The sequence below is a fragment of the Thiomicrospira pelophila DSM 1534 genome, from assembly GCF_000711195.1.
In the GTDB taxonomy this organism is placed as follows: domain Bacteria; phylum Pseudomonadota; class Gammaproteobacteria; order Thiomicrospirales; family Thiomicrospiraceae; genus Thiomicrospira; species Thiomicrospira pelophila.
In genome coordinates this window covers 855,287-872,006 of sequence record NZ_JOMR01000001.1, presented here as the reverse complement: position 1 = coordinate 872,006, position 16,720 = coordinate 855,287, and the positions used below count along the sequence as shown (strand labels likewise).

Annotated in this window: 19 protein-coding genes; all 19 read right to left on the bottom strand. The window is 43.7% G+C overall.

Features of this window, described 5'->3' with window-relative positions; all coding sequences use genetic code 11:
- Positions 1-10 precede the first annotated feature (10 nt).
- The 19 genes from N746_RS0104170 to N746_RS10940 all read right to left on the bottom strand — a co-directional run bounded on the left by N746_RS0104170 (position 11) and on the right by N746_RS10940 (position 16,712).
- Positions 11-2,116 (bottom strand): chemotaxis protein CheA, encoded by a 2,106-nt coding sequence (locus tag N746_RS0104170; protein WP_029934172.1) that lies wholly within the window; start codon positions 2,114-2,116, stop codon positions 11-13.
- A gap of 112 nt (positions 2,117-2,228) precedes the next feature.
- Complete coding sequence (locus tag N746_RS0104165) at positions 2,229-2,900, bottom strand: protein phosphatase CheZ (protein WP_029934167.1); 672 nt, start codon at positions 2,898-2,900, stop codon at positions 2,229-2,231.
- Between the two features lie 139 nt (positions 2,901-3,039).
- Complete coding sequence (locus N746_RS0104160) at positions 3,040-3,450, bottom strand: chemotaxis response regulator CheY (protein ID WP_029934165.1); 411 nt, start codon at positions 3,448-3,450, stop codon at positions 3,040-3,042.
- Positions 3,451-3,486: 36 nt separating this feature from the next.
- The gene (locus N746_RS0104155) at positions 3,487-4,212 is read right to left on the bottom strand and encodes an RNA polymerase sigma factor FliA (RefSeq protein ID WP_029934163.1); all 726 of its coding nucleotides are present in this window, start codon (positions 4,210-4,212) and stop codon (positions 3,487-3,489) included.
- Between the two features lie 14 nt (positions 4,213-4,226).
- Positions 4,227-5,126: a MinD/ParA family protein gene (locus N746_RS0104150; RefSeq protein ID WP_081835977.1), complete on the bottom strand. Its 900-nt coding sequence runs from the start codon at positions 5,124-5,126 to the stop codon at positions 4,227-4,229.
- Positions 5,116-5,304 carry a hypothetical protein gene (locus N746_RS10915; protein WP_245603335.1) on the bottom strand — a complete coding sequence of 63 codons (189 nt, stop codon included), beginning with the start codon at positions 5,302-5,304 and terminating at the stop codon, positions 5,116-5,118. Before N746_RS10915 ends, N746_RS0104150 begins: the two co-directional genes overlap by 11 nt.
- Positions 5,298-6,290, bottom strand: coding sequence for a flagellar biosynthesis GTPase FlhF (gene flhF, locus N746_RS10400; RefSeq protein ID WP_245603334.1), 993 nt, complete (start codon positions 6,288-6,290; stop codon positions 5,298-5,300). The genes N746_RS10915 and flhF overlap by 7 nt, the downstream gene beginning before the upstream one ends.
- A 20-nt stretch (positions 6,291-6,310) precedes the next feature.
- Complete coding sequence (gene flhA / locus N746_RS0104140; protein ID WP_029934161.1) at positions 6,311-8,401, bottom strand: flagellar biosynthesis protein FlhA; 2,091 nt, start codon at positions 8,399-8,401, stop codon at positions 6,311-6,313.
- A 13-nt stretch (positions 8,402-8,414) separates the two neighbouring features.
- Positions 8,415-9,542, bottom strand: coding sequence for a flagellar biosynthesis protein FlhB (gene flhB / locus N746_RS0104135; protein ID WP_029934160.1), 1,128 nt, complete (start codon positions 9,540-9,542; stop codon positions 8,415-8,417).
- Between the two features lie 9 nt (positions 9,543-9,551).
- Positions 9,552-10,331, bottom strand: coding sequence for a flagellar biosynthetic protein FliR (gene fliR, locus N746_RS0104130; protein WP_029934158.1), 780 nt, complete (start codon positions 10,329-10,331; stop codon positions 9,552-9,554).
- Between the two features lie 2 nt (positions 10,332-10,333).
- Entirely contained in the window at positions 10,334-10,603 is a 270-nt protein-coding gene (gene fliQ / locus N746_RS0104125) for a flagellar biosynthesis protein FliQ (protein WP_029934156.1), read from the bottom strand.
- Positions 10,604-11,350 carry a flagellar type III secretion system pore protein FliP gene (gene fliP / locus N746_RS0104120; RefSeq protein WP_425426647.1) on the bottom strand — a complete coding sequence of 249 codons (747 nt, stop codon included), beginning with the start codon at positions 11,348-11,350 and terminating at the stop codon, positions 10,604-10,606.
- On the bottom strand, positions 11,343-11,810 hold the full coding sequence (gene fliO / locus N746_RS0104115; protein WP_051678504.1) for a flagellar biosynthetic protein FliO: 468 nt from the start codon (positions 11,808-11,810) through the stop codon (positions 11,343-11,345). The genes fliP and fliO overlap by 8 nt, the downstream gene beginning before the upstream one ends.
- Positions 11,807-12,292, bottom strand: a complete 486-nt coding sequence (gene fliN / locus N746_RS0104110; RefSeq protein WP_029934150.1) for a flagellar motor switch protein FliN — start codon at positions 12,290-12,292, stop codon at positions 11,807-11,809. Before fliN ends, fliO begins: the two co-directional genes overlap by 4 nt.
- Positions 12,285-13,301, bottom strand: a complete 1,017-nt coding sequence (fliM, locus tag N746_RS0104105) for a flagellar motor switch protein FliM (RefSeq protein ID WP_038125877.1) — start codon at positions 13,299-13,301, stop codon at positions 12,285-12,287. The genes fliN and fliM overlap by 8 nt, the downstream gene beginning before the upstream one ends.
- Before the next feature lie 10 nt (positions 13,302-13,311).
- Complete coding sequence (locus N746_RS0104100) at positions 13,312-13,830, bottom strand: flagellar basal body-associated FliL family protein (protein WP_029934142.1); 519 nt, start codon at positions 13,828-13,830, stop codon at positions 13,312-13,314.
- 47 nt (positions 13,831-13,877) lie between these two features.
- Entirely contained in the window at positions 13,878-14,759 is an 882-nt protein-coding gene (gene motB, locus N746_RS0104095) for a flagellar motor protein MotB (RefSeq protein ID WP_029934140.1), read from the bottom strand.
- A 19-nt stretch (positions 14,760-14,778) separates the two neighbouring features.
- Positions 14,779-15,630 (bottom strand): flagellar motor stator protein MotA, encoded by an 852-nt coding sequence (gene motA / locus N746_RS0104090; protein ID WP_029934137.1) that lies wholly within the window; start codon positions 15,628-15,630, stop codon positions 14,779-14,781.
- Positions 15,631-15,716: 86 nt separating this feature from the next.
- Positions 15,717-16,712, bottom strand: coding sequence for a methyl-accepting chemotaxis protein (locus N746_RS10940; RefSeq protein WP_029934135.1), 996 nt, complete (start codon positions 16,710-16,712; stop codon positions 15,717-15,719).
- Between the last annotated feature and the right edge of the window lie 8 nt (positions 16,713-16,720).

Below are 16,720 nucleotides of genomic sequence, written 5' to 3'. Positions count from 1 at the left end.
GATGCCCCTCTTATTGAAAACGTTCCACCAGGCCTGGTAGATCTAAAATGAGCGCAATACTGCCATTGCCTGTAATGGTCGCTCCCGCATAGCCGCTGACCTTATGAAGCATTAAACCTAGAGGTTTAATGACCACTTCCTCTTGACCATTCACCTGCTCAACTACCAGACCAACTCGCTGATTACCAATTGCAACAATCACCACTTTATCACCCTGATAATTTTCTTTTTCTATCCCAGGAGCTAACCAATCAGATAAGAAAAATAATGGAATACTTTGTTCACGCAAACGCACCATTTTTTGGCCATCAATGTTATTGGTCTTATCAGAATTGTAATCAAAAATTTCTTGCACACTGGTTAATGGAATAGCATAGCTATCCTCACCGAACGACACCATTAAAGTCGGTAAAATAGCCAAGGTTAAGGGTACGCGAATCCGAATTTGAGTACCTTCTCCCATCGCTGAATCGATATCAATACTGCCATTAAGCTTTGTGATCATGCTTTTGACCACATCCATGCCTACACCACGTCCAGAAATATCACTTACCTTCTCGGCCGTCGAAAAACCCGCCGCCATAATCAACATAAAGGCTTGTTTATCGTCCAACTGTCTGGCCGCAGCCTCGTCCATCACGCCTTTTTCAACCGCTTTGCGACGAAGTAAGTCAGCATCCATACCTTTGCCATCATCCGTAATAGACAATAGAATATGGTCACCTTCCTGCTCGGCGCCTAATACAATTTTTCCGACCTTAGTCTTACCGGACGCAAGGCGTTCTTCTGGCATCTCAATACCATGATCCACCGAGTTACGAACCAAATGAACCAGCGGATCAGCCAAGGCTTCCACCAAGTTTTTATCTAGGTCGGTTTCTTCACCTTTTAACTCAAGCTCAATATCCTTACCTAGCTTACGAGCCAAGTCACGCACCACGCGCGGAAAGCGCCCAAATACTTTTTTTACCGGCTGCATACGTGTCTTCATTACTGATGACTGTAGATCGGTGGTGACGTGGTCCAAGTTGGCTACAGCATTCGAAATTTCTTCGATACTGGCGTCCGCCGATCGCAGGGTTAGCAAGCGGTTACGCACCAATACCAGCTCACCTACCAAATTCATAATCTCATCAAGACGACGTGTATCCACTCGCACTGTTGAATCACCCGACGACTTAGGCTTTTCAGCTGACTCAGCTTTTTTAGCTTCGGCAGGTTTAGCAGGCGTGGCAGGTTTGGCTTTCGGCTTAGGAGCTTCAGCTGGTTTTTTAGGAACCGGCTTAGCCTCAGATTTAGGGGAAGATGTAACGATTTGTTCACGCTGCGCCAATAACGCATCGAATTCTTCGTCCGTCATATCGCCATCAGGGTCAACCCCTTCTGGCAAGGTTAAACTGGGTTCGGCTTGCTGAACGGATTTTGACTGCGCTGGTACCGAAGTTTCGGCCGTAAGTTGCTCACGCTGAGCTAATAAAGCATCAAACTCTTCATCCGTCATATCACCATCGGGATCCACACCTTCTGGCAAAGTTAAGTTAGGCTCGGCTGGTACGTCAGGGTTAGAAACTTCGGCGGTTATTTGAGCGCGCTGCGCTAACAAGGCATCAAACTCTTCATCCGTCATATCACCGTCAGGGTCCACACCCTCAGGTAGACTCAGCTCAACGTCAACTGGCGCAGCCGATTCTGCAGGCATCTCTTCCGTTGCTTCTTCAGAAGCCGCGGGGGCAGAAGCGGGTTTGTAAATCGCATCCAACTCATCTAACAACTCGGGTTCGGTCTCTTCGATTTCGCGTTCGCCATCGTTTAACAAACCAATAATTTGACTGACTTTATCGAAAGCTCTGAGAATGACATCCGCCGCGTCGGCATCATAAGCCACTTCGTGATTACGAATTTTATCGAAGACATTTTCAGCACGATGACAAATTTCAATTAATGGGACCACGCCCAAGAAACCTGCGCCACCTTTAATCGTATGAAACCCTCTAAAAATGGCATTTAGAAGATCCGAATCATCCGGTGAATTTTCTAGGTCAACCAACTGCTCATTCAGTTGGTCTAAGAGTTCAGTGGCTTCGACTAAAAAGTCTTGTAAAATTTCTTCATCCACGGCAGGTTCCTCATAAAAGCTAAAACTAGCTCAAAATTATCTTGCTCGTTTTAAAGCAATGATTATGCCATTAAATTCAAAAATCCCGTTTTAGAACAAGGCAACTTAAGGTCTAAAAACCTAACTGGCCCAGTAAATCATCGACATCGTCTTGGGAGGAAAGGTTATCTTGTTGACTGGATTTGGTGACATTGGGGCCTATGCCTTTCAACTCGTCCTCTCGTTTTGAAGACGCGCTGCGTTCTGGCAAAGTTGATAAATCATGACCGGATCGAGAAATTAACTCTAATAAACTACGTTCAAACGCCCCCATGACGATCATAACGCGATTCAAAACTTGGCCCGTTAAGTCCTGAAAGGATTGTGCCATCATAATATTCGTTACTTGACTTGATGCCTCATCCAGCAAAGCCTTTATCGGCTGCGATTGGTTAGATGGCAACGTAGCGATAAGTTCGTTTACTTGATCAAGACGCTCTGCCAAGTCTTCAGCCGCACTTAAAGTTTTAGCACTGGCTTCCTCGGTGGAAGCCATAACATATTCTAAACGCTCAGATACATCGGGCAAGTCATGCTTAACTTGCTGCAACAGTTCGGTATCATCCAGCTCTTTTAATGTGTCATGCAAATTACGCGTCATTCGGCCTAACTCTTGATAAAGTTCATGCTCTCGTAACTGGGTTAATTTATCAAGCTGCGCACCAGCGGCAATCAGATCACCCGCCTCCAAATCAGACAATAATGTTTGTACGTCAGAAATACTAATTTGGGTTAATAATGACACGTCACACCTCGAAATATAAAGTAATAAGCTCGGCCATTATTAGCTAGCTAAATTAGGCTGATCAATATGGCGTAGATTAATAGAAAGAAAGGATTAGATATAAAAAAAGAGCTTAGTTTCCAAAGCTCTTTTTTATTGATCACTCGGCGGCCTGAGCGCGTTTTGCTACGTTTTCAAAGATTTTTTGAATCTTTGCATTGAGCGTGGCTGCGGTAAAAGGTTTAACAATATAACCATCAACTCCGGCTTGCGCTGCTTCTAAAATTTGACTGCGTTTCGCTTCCGCTGTGATTAACAAAAATGGTGTTTCCTTTAACTTTTCATCGGCACGTACATTTTTTAACAACTGCAACCCCGTCATTTGAGGCATATTCCAATCACTTACAATAAAGTCATACTTGCCTGTTTGCACCATTGGCCAAGCCGTTGAGCCATCATCGGCTTCATCGAAATGACTAAATCCTAATTCTTTTAACAGGTTTTTAACGATTCGACGCATAGTAGAAAAATCATCTACCACTAAAATTTTCATATCTCGATTGATTTGCATTCCATATTTCCTGAATTTTTTTATTATTTTAGCACGCTAAATCCAGTCTGATAACCTAGATCGTAATCGTTTTATGGCTTGACTGTGAATTTGGCTTACCCGTGATTCACTAACATCTAATACTTGACCAATTTCTTTGAGATTAAGCTCTTCATCATAATAAAGTGCCATAACCAAGCGCTCTTTCTCTGGTAACTGTTCGATCGCCTGAGTTAAACCTTCTTTAAATCCTGAGTCCGCCAAATCCGCCAAGGGGGACTTTGTATGACTATCGAGTTGATCTTCCGATAAGTCTTCATGATCCGGCTCATCAATTGACAGAAGCTGTGCACTACAGGTATCGATCAGAATTTGATGGTATTCATACAATGTAACCCCTAGTTCTTCAGCTACTTCCCCATCATGAGCTTCGCGTCCCAGCCTGGCCTCGACACTCGCCATTGCTCCACTCACCTCACGTGACTTGCGATGCACCGATCGAGGCGTCCAATCACCCTTTCGGATCTCATCCAGCATCGCGCCTCGAATACGGATACCAGCATAGGTTTCAAAACTCGCGCCCTGGGTTACATTATATTTTTGGAGTGCCTCCATTAATCCAATCACGCCAGATTGGATTAAGTCCTCGACGAAAACACTGCTAGGCAAGCGGCCTTTCAGATGATAGGCAATTTTTTTAACTAAGGGCAAGTATTGCTCAATGTCCCCTAAAGGACCGTCTTGCGTCGACTGCACCTGGTTATATAAACTGGCTCCGTTCATCCGTTTTGACTCCGTCAATGACTGTTCCGTTTAAACAAATTTTCTACAAAAAACTGTAAATATCCTGTCGCATCACTTGGCACAGGCCAAGTCTGTAGTTTTTTGGCCATATCTCTAAAGGCCTTAGCAGATGGGCTCATCGGTTGATTTAATGTCACTGGCACCTGCTTTTGCACCGCATCACGTAAAGCTTGATCAAACGGTACCGTACCAAAATAATCTATATGAACCTTTAAAAACTGCTCACATACGCGTGCAAACTTCTCATATAAACGCTGACTATGGGCCGCTGAACGACTCATATTAGCGACTAAGCGAAAACGGGTCACCTGATAGTCTCGGCTTAGCACCTTTATAAGTGCGTATGCATCGGTTATTGAAGCGGGTTCATCACAAACCACAACAATGACTTCTTGGGCGGCTCGACAATAACTCACGACACTATCGGCAATACCCGCGGCTGTATCCACAATTAGAACATCTAATTCATCCGATAACTCTGCAAAAGCATTAATGATGCCAGCATTCTCTAAAGCACTTAATTGAGCCATGCGTTTTACCCCAGAAGCCGCCGGAATAATCTTAATACCGCCAGGCCCATCAACGATTACTTCGCGCAAAGTTTTTTGGCCGTCCAATACGTGAGACAAGTTATATTTAGTTTGCAACCCCAACATAATATCCACATTGGCAAGACTCATATCCGCATCCATCAATAATACACGGCCGCCAAGTTTGCTAAGCGAAATGGCTAGATTAACGGATAAATTGGTTTTGCCCACCCCACCTTTTCCGCTCGCCACCGTGATAACACGAACTGGTTTCTGTTGAGTTTTTTGATTCTCTACCTTCACACTTGAAGTTTGTGGAGAACGCCGCATTGCGCGAAGACCGGCCGCTTGATCATTGCGCATTTGACATCTCCTTGCCCATACCGATCCGGTATAACAAGTCATCAGTGGTATTATTAACCTGCTGGCCCAATACGATCGCACGATCAATCAACTCAGTGGCGGTCATTTTTTGTAAGTCTTCTGGTACACGCTGGCCGACCGAAACATAAGCCATAGGCAATTCAGTTTCAATCAACACACTAATACATTGCCCAATTGCAAGGCCTCATCCACCTTGGTCAGAATACACCCCTTCAATACAACCTGGCCGAAAGAATTAACAATATCACGCATCACATTTAACTGGGTAGCCGCAGACAAAACCAGATAATTTCTGACCGAGCCAGCCCCTGCATGACCTGATGTAAGCTGCTGAGACAACTGTAAATCACGCTGACTCATGCCAGCGGTATCTATTAACACCAAACGCTTCATATTTAACGAAGAGAGGAGCGCATATAATTCACCTTGAGTATTCGCTACATAAACCGGTACGCCAATGAGTTCTGCGAAGGTGCGTAATTGTTCCTGCGCACCAATTTTATAACAGTCTGTTGTAATCAACGCGAGCTGGTTCGCCCCATAACGCATTACGAACCGACTGGCTATCTTAGCAATGGTCGTGGTTTTACCTACACCTGTCGGCCCAACTAAAGCCACAATGCCACCACCATCAATAATGTCGCGTTCATGCTTGGGAATTAAACTTTCAATATCTTGCAATAAGAAGGACCAGGCCTGCTCTTCATCTTGCTGAACATCTTTAACTAACTGTTGACTAAGCTCCCAACTTAACCCTAGCCCCATTAGACGCTTTAACAAACTGACTTTATTCGGCTGTGCAATTTCAGATTGCCCCCAAGCCAAACCAGATAATTGCTGTTCGAGCAGGTTACGCACGGCTTGAAGCTCTTGCGACATTCTATCAAGCTCCGAACCTTGCACACTGGGCGTAGTCGGTGGCGTTGCAAAATGCTGGTCTAGTGGTGCTTTATAAGTGGCATGCTTATGTTCGTGCTGACTTTTTTGATAGTGTTCAATGGCTTCTGGGTCAATCGCAGCCACTACCTCAACACCTTCTGACAAGGTTCGGGTAGACAAAATTACAGCTTCAAGCCCTTGATCTTCACGAACCTTCACCATAGCCTGTCGCATTGTTGGTGCAACATAACGCTTAATTTTCACTAAGAAACTCCTGATTCATCTCAACCATTCCCAACGTTTGCCACCACACTAATCTGCCGGTTTTCCGGCACTTCCGAATAAGCTAAAATATGCAAACTCGGTAAGCTAAATTTAAATAAGCGCGCCAATTGCGCTCGAATCTGAGGCGCCACCAATAACACAGGAGCTTGACCGTCCATTTCAACTTTTTGCGATTCTTCTTTTAACGTGCCATGCAAACGTTCGGCCAAGCCCGGTTCAATCGCTAACTGACCATCCGGTGCCCCTTGAGTAGCCTGCAATAATAATTGCTCTAATGAAGGCTCAAGCGTAATGACTTTCAACTCTGAGTTCATTCCCACAATATCTTGAATAATTGAACGTCCTAATGCAGCCCGGACATGCATGATGAGCTGACTCGGATCGCGTGTTTGACCCACTTTTTCTGAAATAGCTTCAACGATCGTACGCATGTCACGAATAGAAACCTTTTCTTCCAGTAAGCTTTGTAGGACTTTCACCAGTACCGCCAGCGATAATTGATCTGGAATTAACTCGTCCACCAACTTAGGAGACGTCGCTTTTAATTTATCAAGTAGTTGCTGGGTCTCATCAAAACCTAATAGCTCAAATGCATAGTCTTGAATAACCTGACTGACATGCGTAGCGACGACTGTACTAGAGTCAACAACGGTGTAACCCAAAGCTTGCGCCTGATCACGATCTGCAGGCTCAATCCAAACCGCTTCCAAGCCAAATGTCGGGTCCTGCGTCGGCGTTCCGGCCACTTCACCATAAACATTGCCAGGATTGATCGCCATTTCGCGATCCGGCATTACTTCACCTTCACCAGATGGCACGCCCATGAGCATGATTCTATACTGGTTCGGTTTTAAGTCCAAGTTGTCACGAATATGTACAGGAGAAACTAAGAAACCTAAGTCTTGAGATACTTTGCGGCGGACACCGCGAATTCGTTCTAACAACTGCCCATTCTGCGATTGATCCACCATCGGAATTAAGCGGTAACCCACCTCTAGTCCCAACACATCAACATTTTGCACATCATCCCAGTCCAGTTCAGCTGGCTTTGATTCTTCTGCAAAGTCTGGTTCAATCAGATCGCTCTGTACAGCTAATTTTTTCTGTTGATTCAGGTAGATGAGATAAGCACCCATGCCAGCTATGGCTGCAAAGGACAGGAAGGCAACATTGGGCATTCCGGGAATGAGACCCATGGCTCCGACAATACCAGCGGTCACACCTAGCGCTTGTGGGCTAGAAAACATTTGCGCTTCAAGCTGCTCACCCATATCTTCTTTATCACCAGAAACACGGGTAACAATAATCGCGGTTGCAGTCGATAAAAGTAACGCTGGTATTTGAGCAACCAAACCATCACCAATGGTTAATAATGTATAAACCTCAACAGCTTCACCAAAACTTAAACCATGCTGACCAACGCCAATCGCAAACCCGCCAATAATATTAATCACCAAAATAATAATCCCGGCAATTGCATCGCCACGCACAAACTTACTGGCACCATCCATGGAGCCATAAAAATCAGCTTCCATAGTAATTTCTTGACGACGTTCTTGAGCTTCTTCTTGCGTAATCAAACCCGCATTTAAGTCGGCATCGATCGCCATTTGCTTACCGGGCATCGAATCCAATGTAAATCGTGCACTGACTTCAGCAACGCGACCAGCGCCCTTTGTTACGACCACAAAATTAATAATAACCAAAATCGCAAAAATAATGATACCAACAGCATAGTTGCCACCAATAACAAACTCACCAAAGGCTTCAATTACCTTACCGGCGGCATCGCCACCGTTATGCCCTTCTAGCAAAATCACACGTGTGGAGGCGATATTGAGCGATAAACGAAACAGAGTTGCAATCAAAATGACAGTCGGAAATACAGCAAAATCCAGAACACGCTTAGCGTATACCGTCACCATCAAAACAACCAACGAAATCACGATATTAAAAGTAAAGAAAACATCCAACAAAAGCGGAGGCAACGGAATTGTGATCATAGCCAACAAGGCTAGAATCAAGATTGGTGCTCCAAGCCCACTTTTTAGCCATTTCTTAGCTTGTTGAAAGATTTGTTGAATATTCATTATGTTCCGTTAGTTAGGGCTCGGTTTTAAGATCATTGGGTATATCAAGACTACTGACATCCAGTGGTTTTGTGCGTTTATTATCGCGCAAACCGAACACATAAGCCAATACCGCCGCCACGGCTTTAAATAAAGAGTCCGGTATAGGCTGATCAATCTCAGCATTATAGTACAAAGCTCGCGCCAATGGCGGCGCCTCAATAATTGGAATATTGTGTTCTTTTGCTAAGGTTCTGATTTGTGCAGCCATGAAGTCGACTCCAGAGGCTAAAACAACTGGAGCCCGCATTGAGTCCTGCTCGTATTTTAAGGCAACAGAAAAGTGAGTTGGGTTGGTAATAATGACATCCGCTTCGGGAACTTTTTGCATCATTCGTCGTTGTGACATTTCACGCTGAATTTGGCGAATTCGACCTTTAACCTCTGGGTTACCTTCTTGTTGCTTATATTCTTCTTTTACTTCTTGCTTGGTCATCTTCAACTGAGTCGTATGCTGCCAAACTTGAAAAGGCACATCCACAATGGCCACCACAATCAAAGCCAAGCTGACAAAAATAAAAGCTTCAATAATAATTTTCGCCGAATGGGCTAAAGCCGCATGCAAAGCCTGACTACCAATCGCAATAACATCTTCATATACATGCCATAAAAAATAAACTGCAACCGCTAACACTAAGGTAAATTTGGCTAAGGCTTTGAATAACTCCATTAATGCCTGAGTCGACAGCATGCGTTTGATCCCCTTAAGAGGACTAAGCTTGCTAAATTTAGGAGACATGGCTTGCGCACTAAAATTAAAGCCACCTAAAAGCGAAGAACCAATAATCGCAACAGATACCATTAGTATAAAAAAGGGCATCAACAGCATGATTGATTCCACAACCAAAGCGATAATCAATTCGAGCATCTTAGTGAGATCAAATGCATGATCTCGATCAAAACTCAGCCCATTGACCATTATCACTTCAAATGACTGAATCATGCCGGCACCGAAAAAATACAAAAATAGGGATGCCGAAATCACCATCAAAAAGGTGGTGAGCTCTCTTGAGCGCGCAATTTGCCCCTTCTCACTCGCTTCTCGAAGCTTTTTCTCGGAGGGTTCTTCGGTTTTTTCTTGACCACTGTCGTTTTCTGCCATGTATTACACCTAGGCTGAATTCAGTTGCAGCATTTGAATAGTCTCCATTGCACGGGTCATCAACTCTTGTAAATGTGGCAAAATCATAGGTGTGGTATAAATCATCATCACCAAGCCAGCTAATAAAGTAATCGGAAAACCAACTGCGAAAATATTTAAAGCCGGTGCCGCACGTGTAATCACACCAAAAGAAATGTTAATTAGTAATAACGCTGTAATGGCAGGCAAGGCTACCAGTACCCCTGCCGAAAACATATAGCTTCCAAACTCATACACCAGTTTAAAACTTTCTGTGGTTAACATATCGGCGCCAACTGGCAAATAATGAAAGCTATCAACCACAGCATAGATGACCATTAGGTGTCCATTTAACGCTAGGAAAAGCAAGGTTACTATAATTGTAAAATATTGTGAAACAACCGGCGCCTGAACGCCACTGGCGGGATCGACCATAGAGGCAAAAGCCAAACCCATCCCCATTGCAATCATATGACCCGCCACAACAAAAGCCTGAAAGACCACCAAAAAAATAACACCCATGGCCAAGCCAATTAAAATCTGTTGCATGATATACATTAAACCCAACCAGGTGAAGGGATCAACTGGTGGCGGTAGATTCAACATGGGAGCAACAGCAATGGTGATCAAAACTGTAAGGATCAGGCGCGATCTTACTGGAACTGATCGCATGCCAAACAATGGAATGATTGATAGCATTGCGCCAATACGCACAAACGGCCAGAAGTACAAGCCTATCAATTGAAGAAGTTCTTGATAGGTAAAAGACATGATTAACCAATCAAAGCAGGAATATTCATATATAGCTCAGTTGTATAGGAAATCATGGTGGTTAACATCCATGGTCCAGCAATCATCAGAGCCACCACAATGATCGCTAACTTGGGGATAAAGCTTAAGGTCATTTCATTAATTTGAGTCGCGGCCTGAAACATACCAATCAATAAGCCTACTAACAAGGCCGGAATTAAAAGCGGCGCGGATAACAGCACCACCACTTCCAACATTTTTTGCCCAAGCGTTAATACTGTTTCGGGTTGCATCTAAGCACCTCCTACCACGACAAAACTATTCGCCAATGTACCAACAACCAATGCCCAACCATCAATCAAGACAAACAACATTAACTTAAAAGGTAAAGAAATAATCATCGGAGACAACATCATCATCCCCATCGACATCAGTAAACTCGCTATAACTAAGTCAATAATTAAAAACGGAATAAAAATCATAAATCCGATTTGGAACGCCGTTTTTAGTTCACTAGTCATGAAAGCCGGCACCAAAACTCTAAGCGGCACTTCTTCTGGAGAAACCAACGTTATATCAGCCATCTCTGCAAACATACCCAAATCCGACTCACGTGTCTGCTCAATCATAAATTGATGCATCGGCACAACTGCTAGGTCTACCGCTTCTCTAAAATCCATCTGTTCTTCTAAATAAGGGCTAACGGCCGTATTGTAAATTCGATCTAATACCGGCGACATGATAAACAAGGTCAAAAACAAAGCCAAACCAATCAAAACCTGACCAGACGGTGTTTGCATTGTACCTAAAGCTTGACGTAATAACGCCAACACAATAATGATGCGCAAAAAAGAAGTAGTGGCAATTAGTGCCGCTGGTAACAGAGTTAAACCTGTCATCAGCAGTAAAATTTGGATCGTTAAGCTATAATCTTGATTTCCTTGTGGATCGGTTTCCACCGTGAAGGCAGGAATACCCGGCATTGCTTGGGCAAAAATGGGCAAGAAGGATAATAAAAGAAAAAGAAAGAATTTAACTATTTTCACCAGAATGTCTTTGCTTTAAGGCATCTTGAAGTCGTTGTGAAAAAGAGGGCTTAACATCGCCCGTTGAATTTTGTTCTTGAATCATGATCGGCTCATCAAGTTCGTGTAGTGTCGTAATTCTACTAGGCGTTACGCCAACCAACAGCTGCTTAGCGCCAATTTGTAATAACATAATACGTTCTTTTTGACCCACTGACAGCATGCCTAAAACACGAAGCTGGCCATCAGCTACCGCTGAAAAACGTCCGTACCTTTTAACCAACCAAGCGCCCATAAATATAATCGCTAACACTAATATTAAAGAGATCATAATCTGACCCAAATAATCACCAGGCCTGATCAATGAACCACCAACTTCGTTGCCGCTAGTACCAGTTTCGGCCGCTAAAGCCGTCCCCATCAATATCATTAAACCGGCCATAATAGCCGATAGCAAGAATTTAAATCGCGTCATTTAAGCTTTTTAATCCGTTCTTGTGGGCTAATTACATCGGTTAAACGAACACCAAACTTGTCGTTCACCACCACGACTTCACCATGAGCAATCAAAGTACCATTTACCAATAAATCTAGTGGTTCACCTGCCAACCTATCCATCTCAACCACTGAACCTTGCGTGTAAGACAACAGGTTGCGAATTGACACTTTAGCGCGACCAATTTCGAGCTGCAAAGTAACAGGGATATCGAGCACTACATCTAGGTCAACTTTGTTTTTAGAATCACCGCGATCAGCATTTAACGCTTCAAATGCGGCGGCATCCATCGCACCCGCTTTGGTTGCTTTCGCGCCTTCTGCGGCCTCAGCTTTTGATTGCTCGCTCAGAGCGTTACCCCAAGGATCATCATCCGCACCTACATCATCAGTATCTGCTTCAGACTCAGCTTGTTCATTTAAGGCGTCACCCCACGCATCTAGTTCATCTTGATCACTCATTGTACCAGTCCTTCACATTATCGATCATTCGCTCATGATAAGCAGGATGATGCAAAATTTCTTCAATTTTTATAGATTTTTTATCGTTACTAATGCCAACTTTACCTCTAGCCAACGCGATCCCTTCAGCTCGGAGGGTCACAGATTTTGGCATCTCAATAGGTATAATATCGCCAGTTTCCATTTTTAAAATATCGTTCATGTCCATCGCTATCTCAGCTAGCGCAGCCGTAATGGTCACCTCAATGTTTTTTGACTCTTCTCTCAAAGTTTTCGACCACCGGTTATCGGATTCTCCCTGAAGATTCTGCATACCCTCTTCAAGCTTATCGCGAACCGGTTCAAGCATGGCGTAAGGCATGACTATATCAACACGCCCTTCTACCCCCTCAAAACGCACATTAATTGGACTCACCACAATCATGTCAGTCGCATCAACAATCCCAGCAAATTTAGGATTCATTTCAGAGTGCATGTACTCAATTTCAACATCCATCACTGGCGCCCATGCTTTTCGCATGTTTTCGGTGGAGATATCCAAAATGCTACGTATCATACTCATTTCGACAGGCGTATATTCGCGCCCCTCGATTTTGAAGGGTAACAAGCCTGTGCCGCCGAAATAGATATCCACTGCTGTAAAAATAAGCTTTGAATCTAATGTAAACAAAGAAATGCCGTTGAGTGGATTGATGCGATAAATATTTAAACTAGTAGGGACAAACAAATTACGAAGATAATCAATCATTTTAATAATTTTAACTTCACCAGCCGTCACTTCGACACTTGCTAGGATCATCTCATTAAAATGTCGCTGAAACCCTCTCGCAAAACGTTCGTTAATAATATCCAACGCTGGCAAGCGCCCACGAATAATACGCTCTTGGTTAGTAAAGTCATAGACTTTAGCTGAGCCATCAGATGTCTCATCGCTTTCAGTCTCTACATCCCCATCCCCCATACCGCGGAGGAGCGCATCAACCTCATCTTGACTTAGGATATCATCCATCTAACATTCCTTACTGCATGACAAAACGGGTTAAAAACACATTTTGCACATATTCAGGGTTTAAACCGTTACTTTCAGCCGCCGCACGTCCAATTTCTAAAATGCGTTGACGCAGTAATTCTTGACCGTTATCTTGACTCAACTCAGTATATGTTTGGTTACGTAATAACATTTGCAGATCATTTTGCAAAACTGGACGAATGTGTTCCATGTCTTCAATTAACTCAGGGTGGCGTGACATAAACTTCAAATCAACTGCTAAAAAGCGGGCCCTACCTTCACCTTTAAAGTTCACAACAAACTTCATTTCAAAGTAAGACGGCGGAGTACCTGCAGGTGGAGCAGGATATTCTTTATAAGGAGAGGTAGATTCGGCTACCGCTTGTTCAGCTGCAGCTCCGTTTCCGCCTGACCCCATAAGCATCGTCGCCATTACACCCATACCAATAGCCAACAATAAAACCACCACACTTAATGCAATAATTAAACCTTTGCTACTTTTCTTTTCCGGTTGGACTTCTTCCGCCATGTCTGTAATCCTAAATTATGATTTAATTGAAAATTGTAACACCAAAATCATAGGGTGTTTTGTAATTGGCTGCCAGCTGAATCAACAACAGGGGCATCACTGAGTGAGCGAATACGCGCAATCGCGTCTTGATTTAGTACCACAATACTGATCCGACGATTGCGTGGATTATACGGGTTTTCCTTGTCAAATGGGACGGTATCAGAAAGACCTACAACCTGTACAATTCTGTCAGCTCCCACACCGCCCTGCAAAATTAATCGGCGAGCCGCATTTGCACGATCTGCTGACAATTCCCAGTTAGTATATTCAGCATTTGCGCCATAACTTGACGAATCGGTATGGCCAGCCACACTAATTTTACTGGAACTTTTACCCAACACCATGCCTAACTCTCTAATGATCGTTTGAGCATAAGCTCGCGGTGCATCGACACCCGCATCAAACATCGGACGCCGCCGATCATCTAGCACCTGAACCTGTAAGCCGTTTGGTGTAATATCGAGCTTGAGTTGCTCTTTAAATTCTTGCAATACTGGTGATGCTTCAATACGCTGCTCCAACTCTTGCTTCAGCTGCTGCATTTCTTCACGCTCTTGCTGACGCTCTTGCTCATTAATCTCATCATTCTTGTCGCCACGAGGGGCGTCTTTAAACCCACCCATATCGATTACCGAATCGGTAGCTTGGCCGGCGCGTTCAGATTGAATTAAAATTTCCGGAGACGCCTCAATGACAGTAGGGTCGCGAAAGTACTCAGCCATGGACTTGAGCTCTGAATCACTAGTTCCACCCAAAATCCACAACATCAAAAAGAAGGCCATCGCCGCAGTCATAAAATCTGCAAATGCGACTTTCCAAGCACCACCATGAGCAACATGGGGGCACTTATTGACTCGTTTAATAATTATGGACTGTTCGTCACTCATGCTATTTTGTCATTGGTCATTATTTTTGAGTTTGCAAGTATTCATCCACTTCATTAAAAGTCGGGCGTAACTTACCAGGAATTGATTTGCGTCCAAACTCAATCGCAATTTGCGGCGCATAACCGTTTAGATTAGCCATTAAGCAGGTTTTGATTGTAGTAAAAAAAGCACTAGATTCGTGAGCTCGATTCCCCATATCTGAAGCGATTGGTCCGACAAAACCATAAGCCGCCAAAATACCTAGAAAGGTTCCGACAAGCGCGACCGACATGTGATGAGCGATCTCCATTGGACCTGCATCCAAATAACTCATGGTTACGATAATACCTAACACGGCTGCCACGATACCAAAACCAGGCAAAGCTTCAGCTACTTTCCCAACGGCCTCTGAAGGCGCCATGGCTTCATGATGATGCACATCTAGCTCCAGTATCATTAAGTCTTCAAGCTGATATGGATTGCTGGCACCACTAATCATTAATCGCAAATAATCACATATAAAATCGACCACATGATGGTCTTTTACAATTTTAGGATACGCATTAAAAATATCGCTTTCATGAGGTTCTTCCACATCTGCTTCAATGGCCATTAAGCCTTCACGACGCGCCTTATTGAAAATACGGAACATTAAACCTAATAAGTCCATATAGAGCTGCTTGTTAAAGCTGGAAGGTTTTGCTAAAGCCAGCGCACCGGCAAAGCCGCCCTTAATAATCCAGCCAGGATTACCAATAATATAAGCCCCCAGCGCGCAACCAAAAATGATGAGCATTTCTAATGGCTGAAAAAGTATGCTCAAGCTTCCATGGGGGACGTAGCCGCCTAAAAAGCAACCCATTACTATTAAGGTTCCGACAATCGCCTTCACTGTATATTTACCCTTTTCATAAAACTATAAGACTAAGACACCCATCTCATATACCAAAACCAAGTTTGATAACTGGTTTTGTGTTATTAGTGTTTAATAACATTCGTCAAAGCGTCTTGAGCTGACTTTAATTGATTCAAACTAGCGGCAATATCATTTAAAAAATCACTCACTTTTCCAGCTTGTGTTTGCGTATTCTCTACCCGTTCTTGTCCATGTTCCATTACCTGAACCGCATTTCGAGCCCGTTTTTGTAATTCTTCTATAATGGTTTGTATTTCGGTTGTGGCCTGCTGGGTCTTACCTGCTAATATTCTAACCTCATCGGCCACTACCGCAAAGCCTCGACCATGCTCACCCGCACGAGCCGCTTCAATTGCGGCATTCAGTGCTAATAAATTCGTCTGTTCTGCAATGTCTCTAATTAAGACTAAAACCGTACCGATATTACTACTGTCGGACTCAAGTTGCTTAATCACTTCGGTTGCACGAGTTACTTCTTCAGTTAAACCGCTAACCTCGGTTATAACATTTTCAGCAGAAGACATACCCGAGACAGAGCCATGACTCATACGTTCTACCGCTTTTTCAACCTGCTCAGAGAGCTCAAATAACTCACTCACATCAAAACCTGTATCCGCTGAAGCACGTGCTTCTTCTGTTTCTTGCTGAGCATTGGTTAAGGCCGAATTCAAGCTATTTACCTGTTGCTGCAAGCTTTCAATTTCAGATTGATAGTTAGTCACTTCTTTCGAACGCTGATCTAATTTTTCCTGAGCTTGCTCAAGTAGTTGATTCAATGCTTTTAATAATTTAGGGTTCGTATTTGGAGCTTTCAAAACCTGATCAAAACGATCATCATGACCCACTTGTGTTAATTCATCAACTAGCTCTGACTGCTCACATACGCCCGCCTTATTACACCACAATAAGTAGACCAATGCACTAACGATTACAGCGGTCACACCCACCGCGACCGCCACAAAACCAATCATAGAGCCAGTTGTAACTTCAGTACTCGCCATGCTGATTGCGGGCAAACTAAGCCCTCCCAAAAACAGTCCATTGCTAACGGCTTTCATTCGTCTAC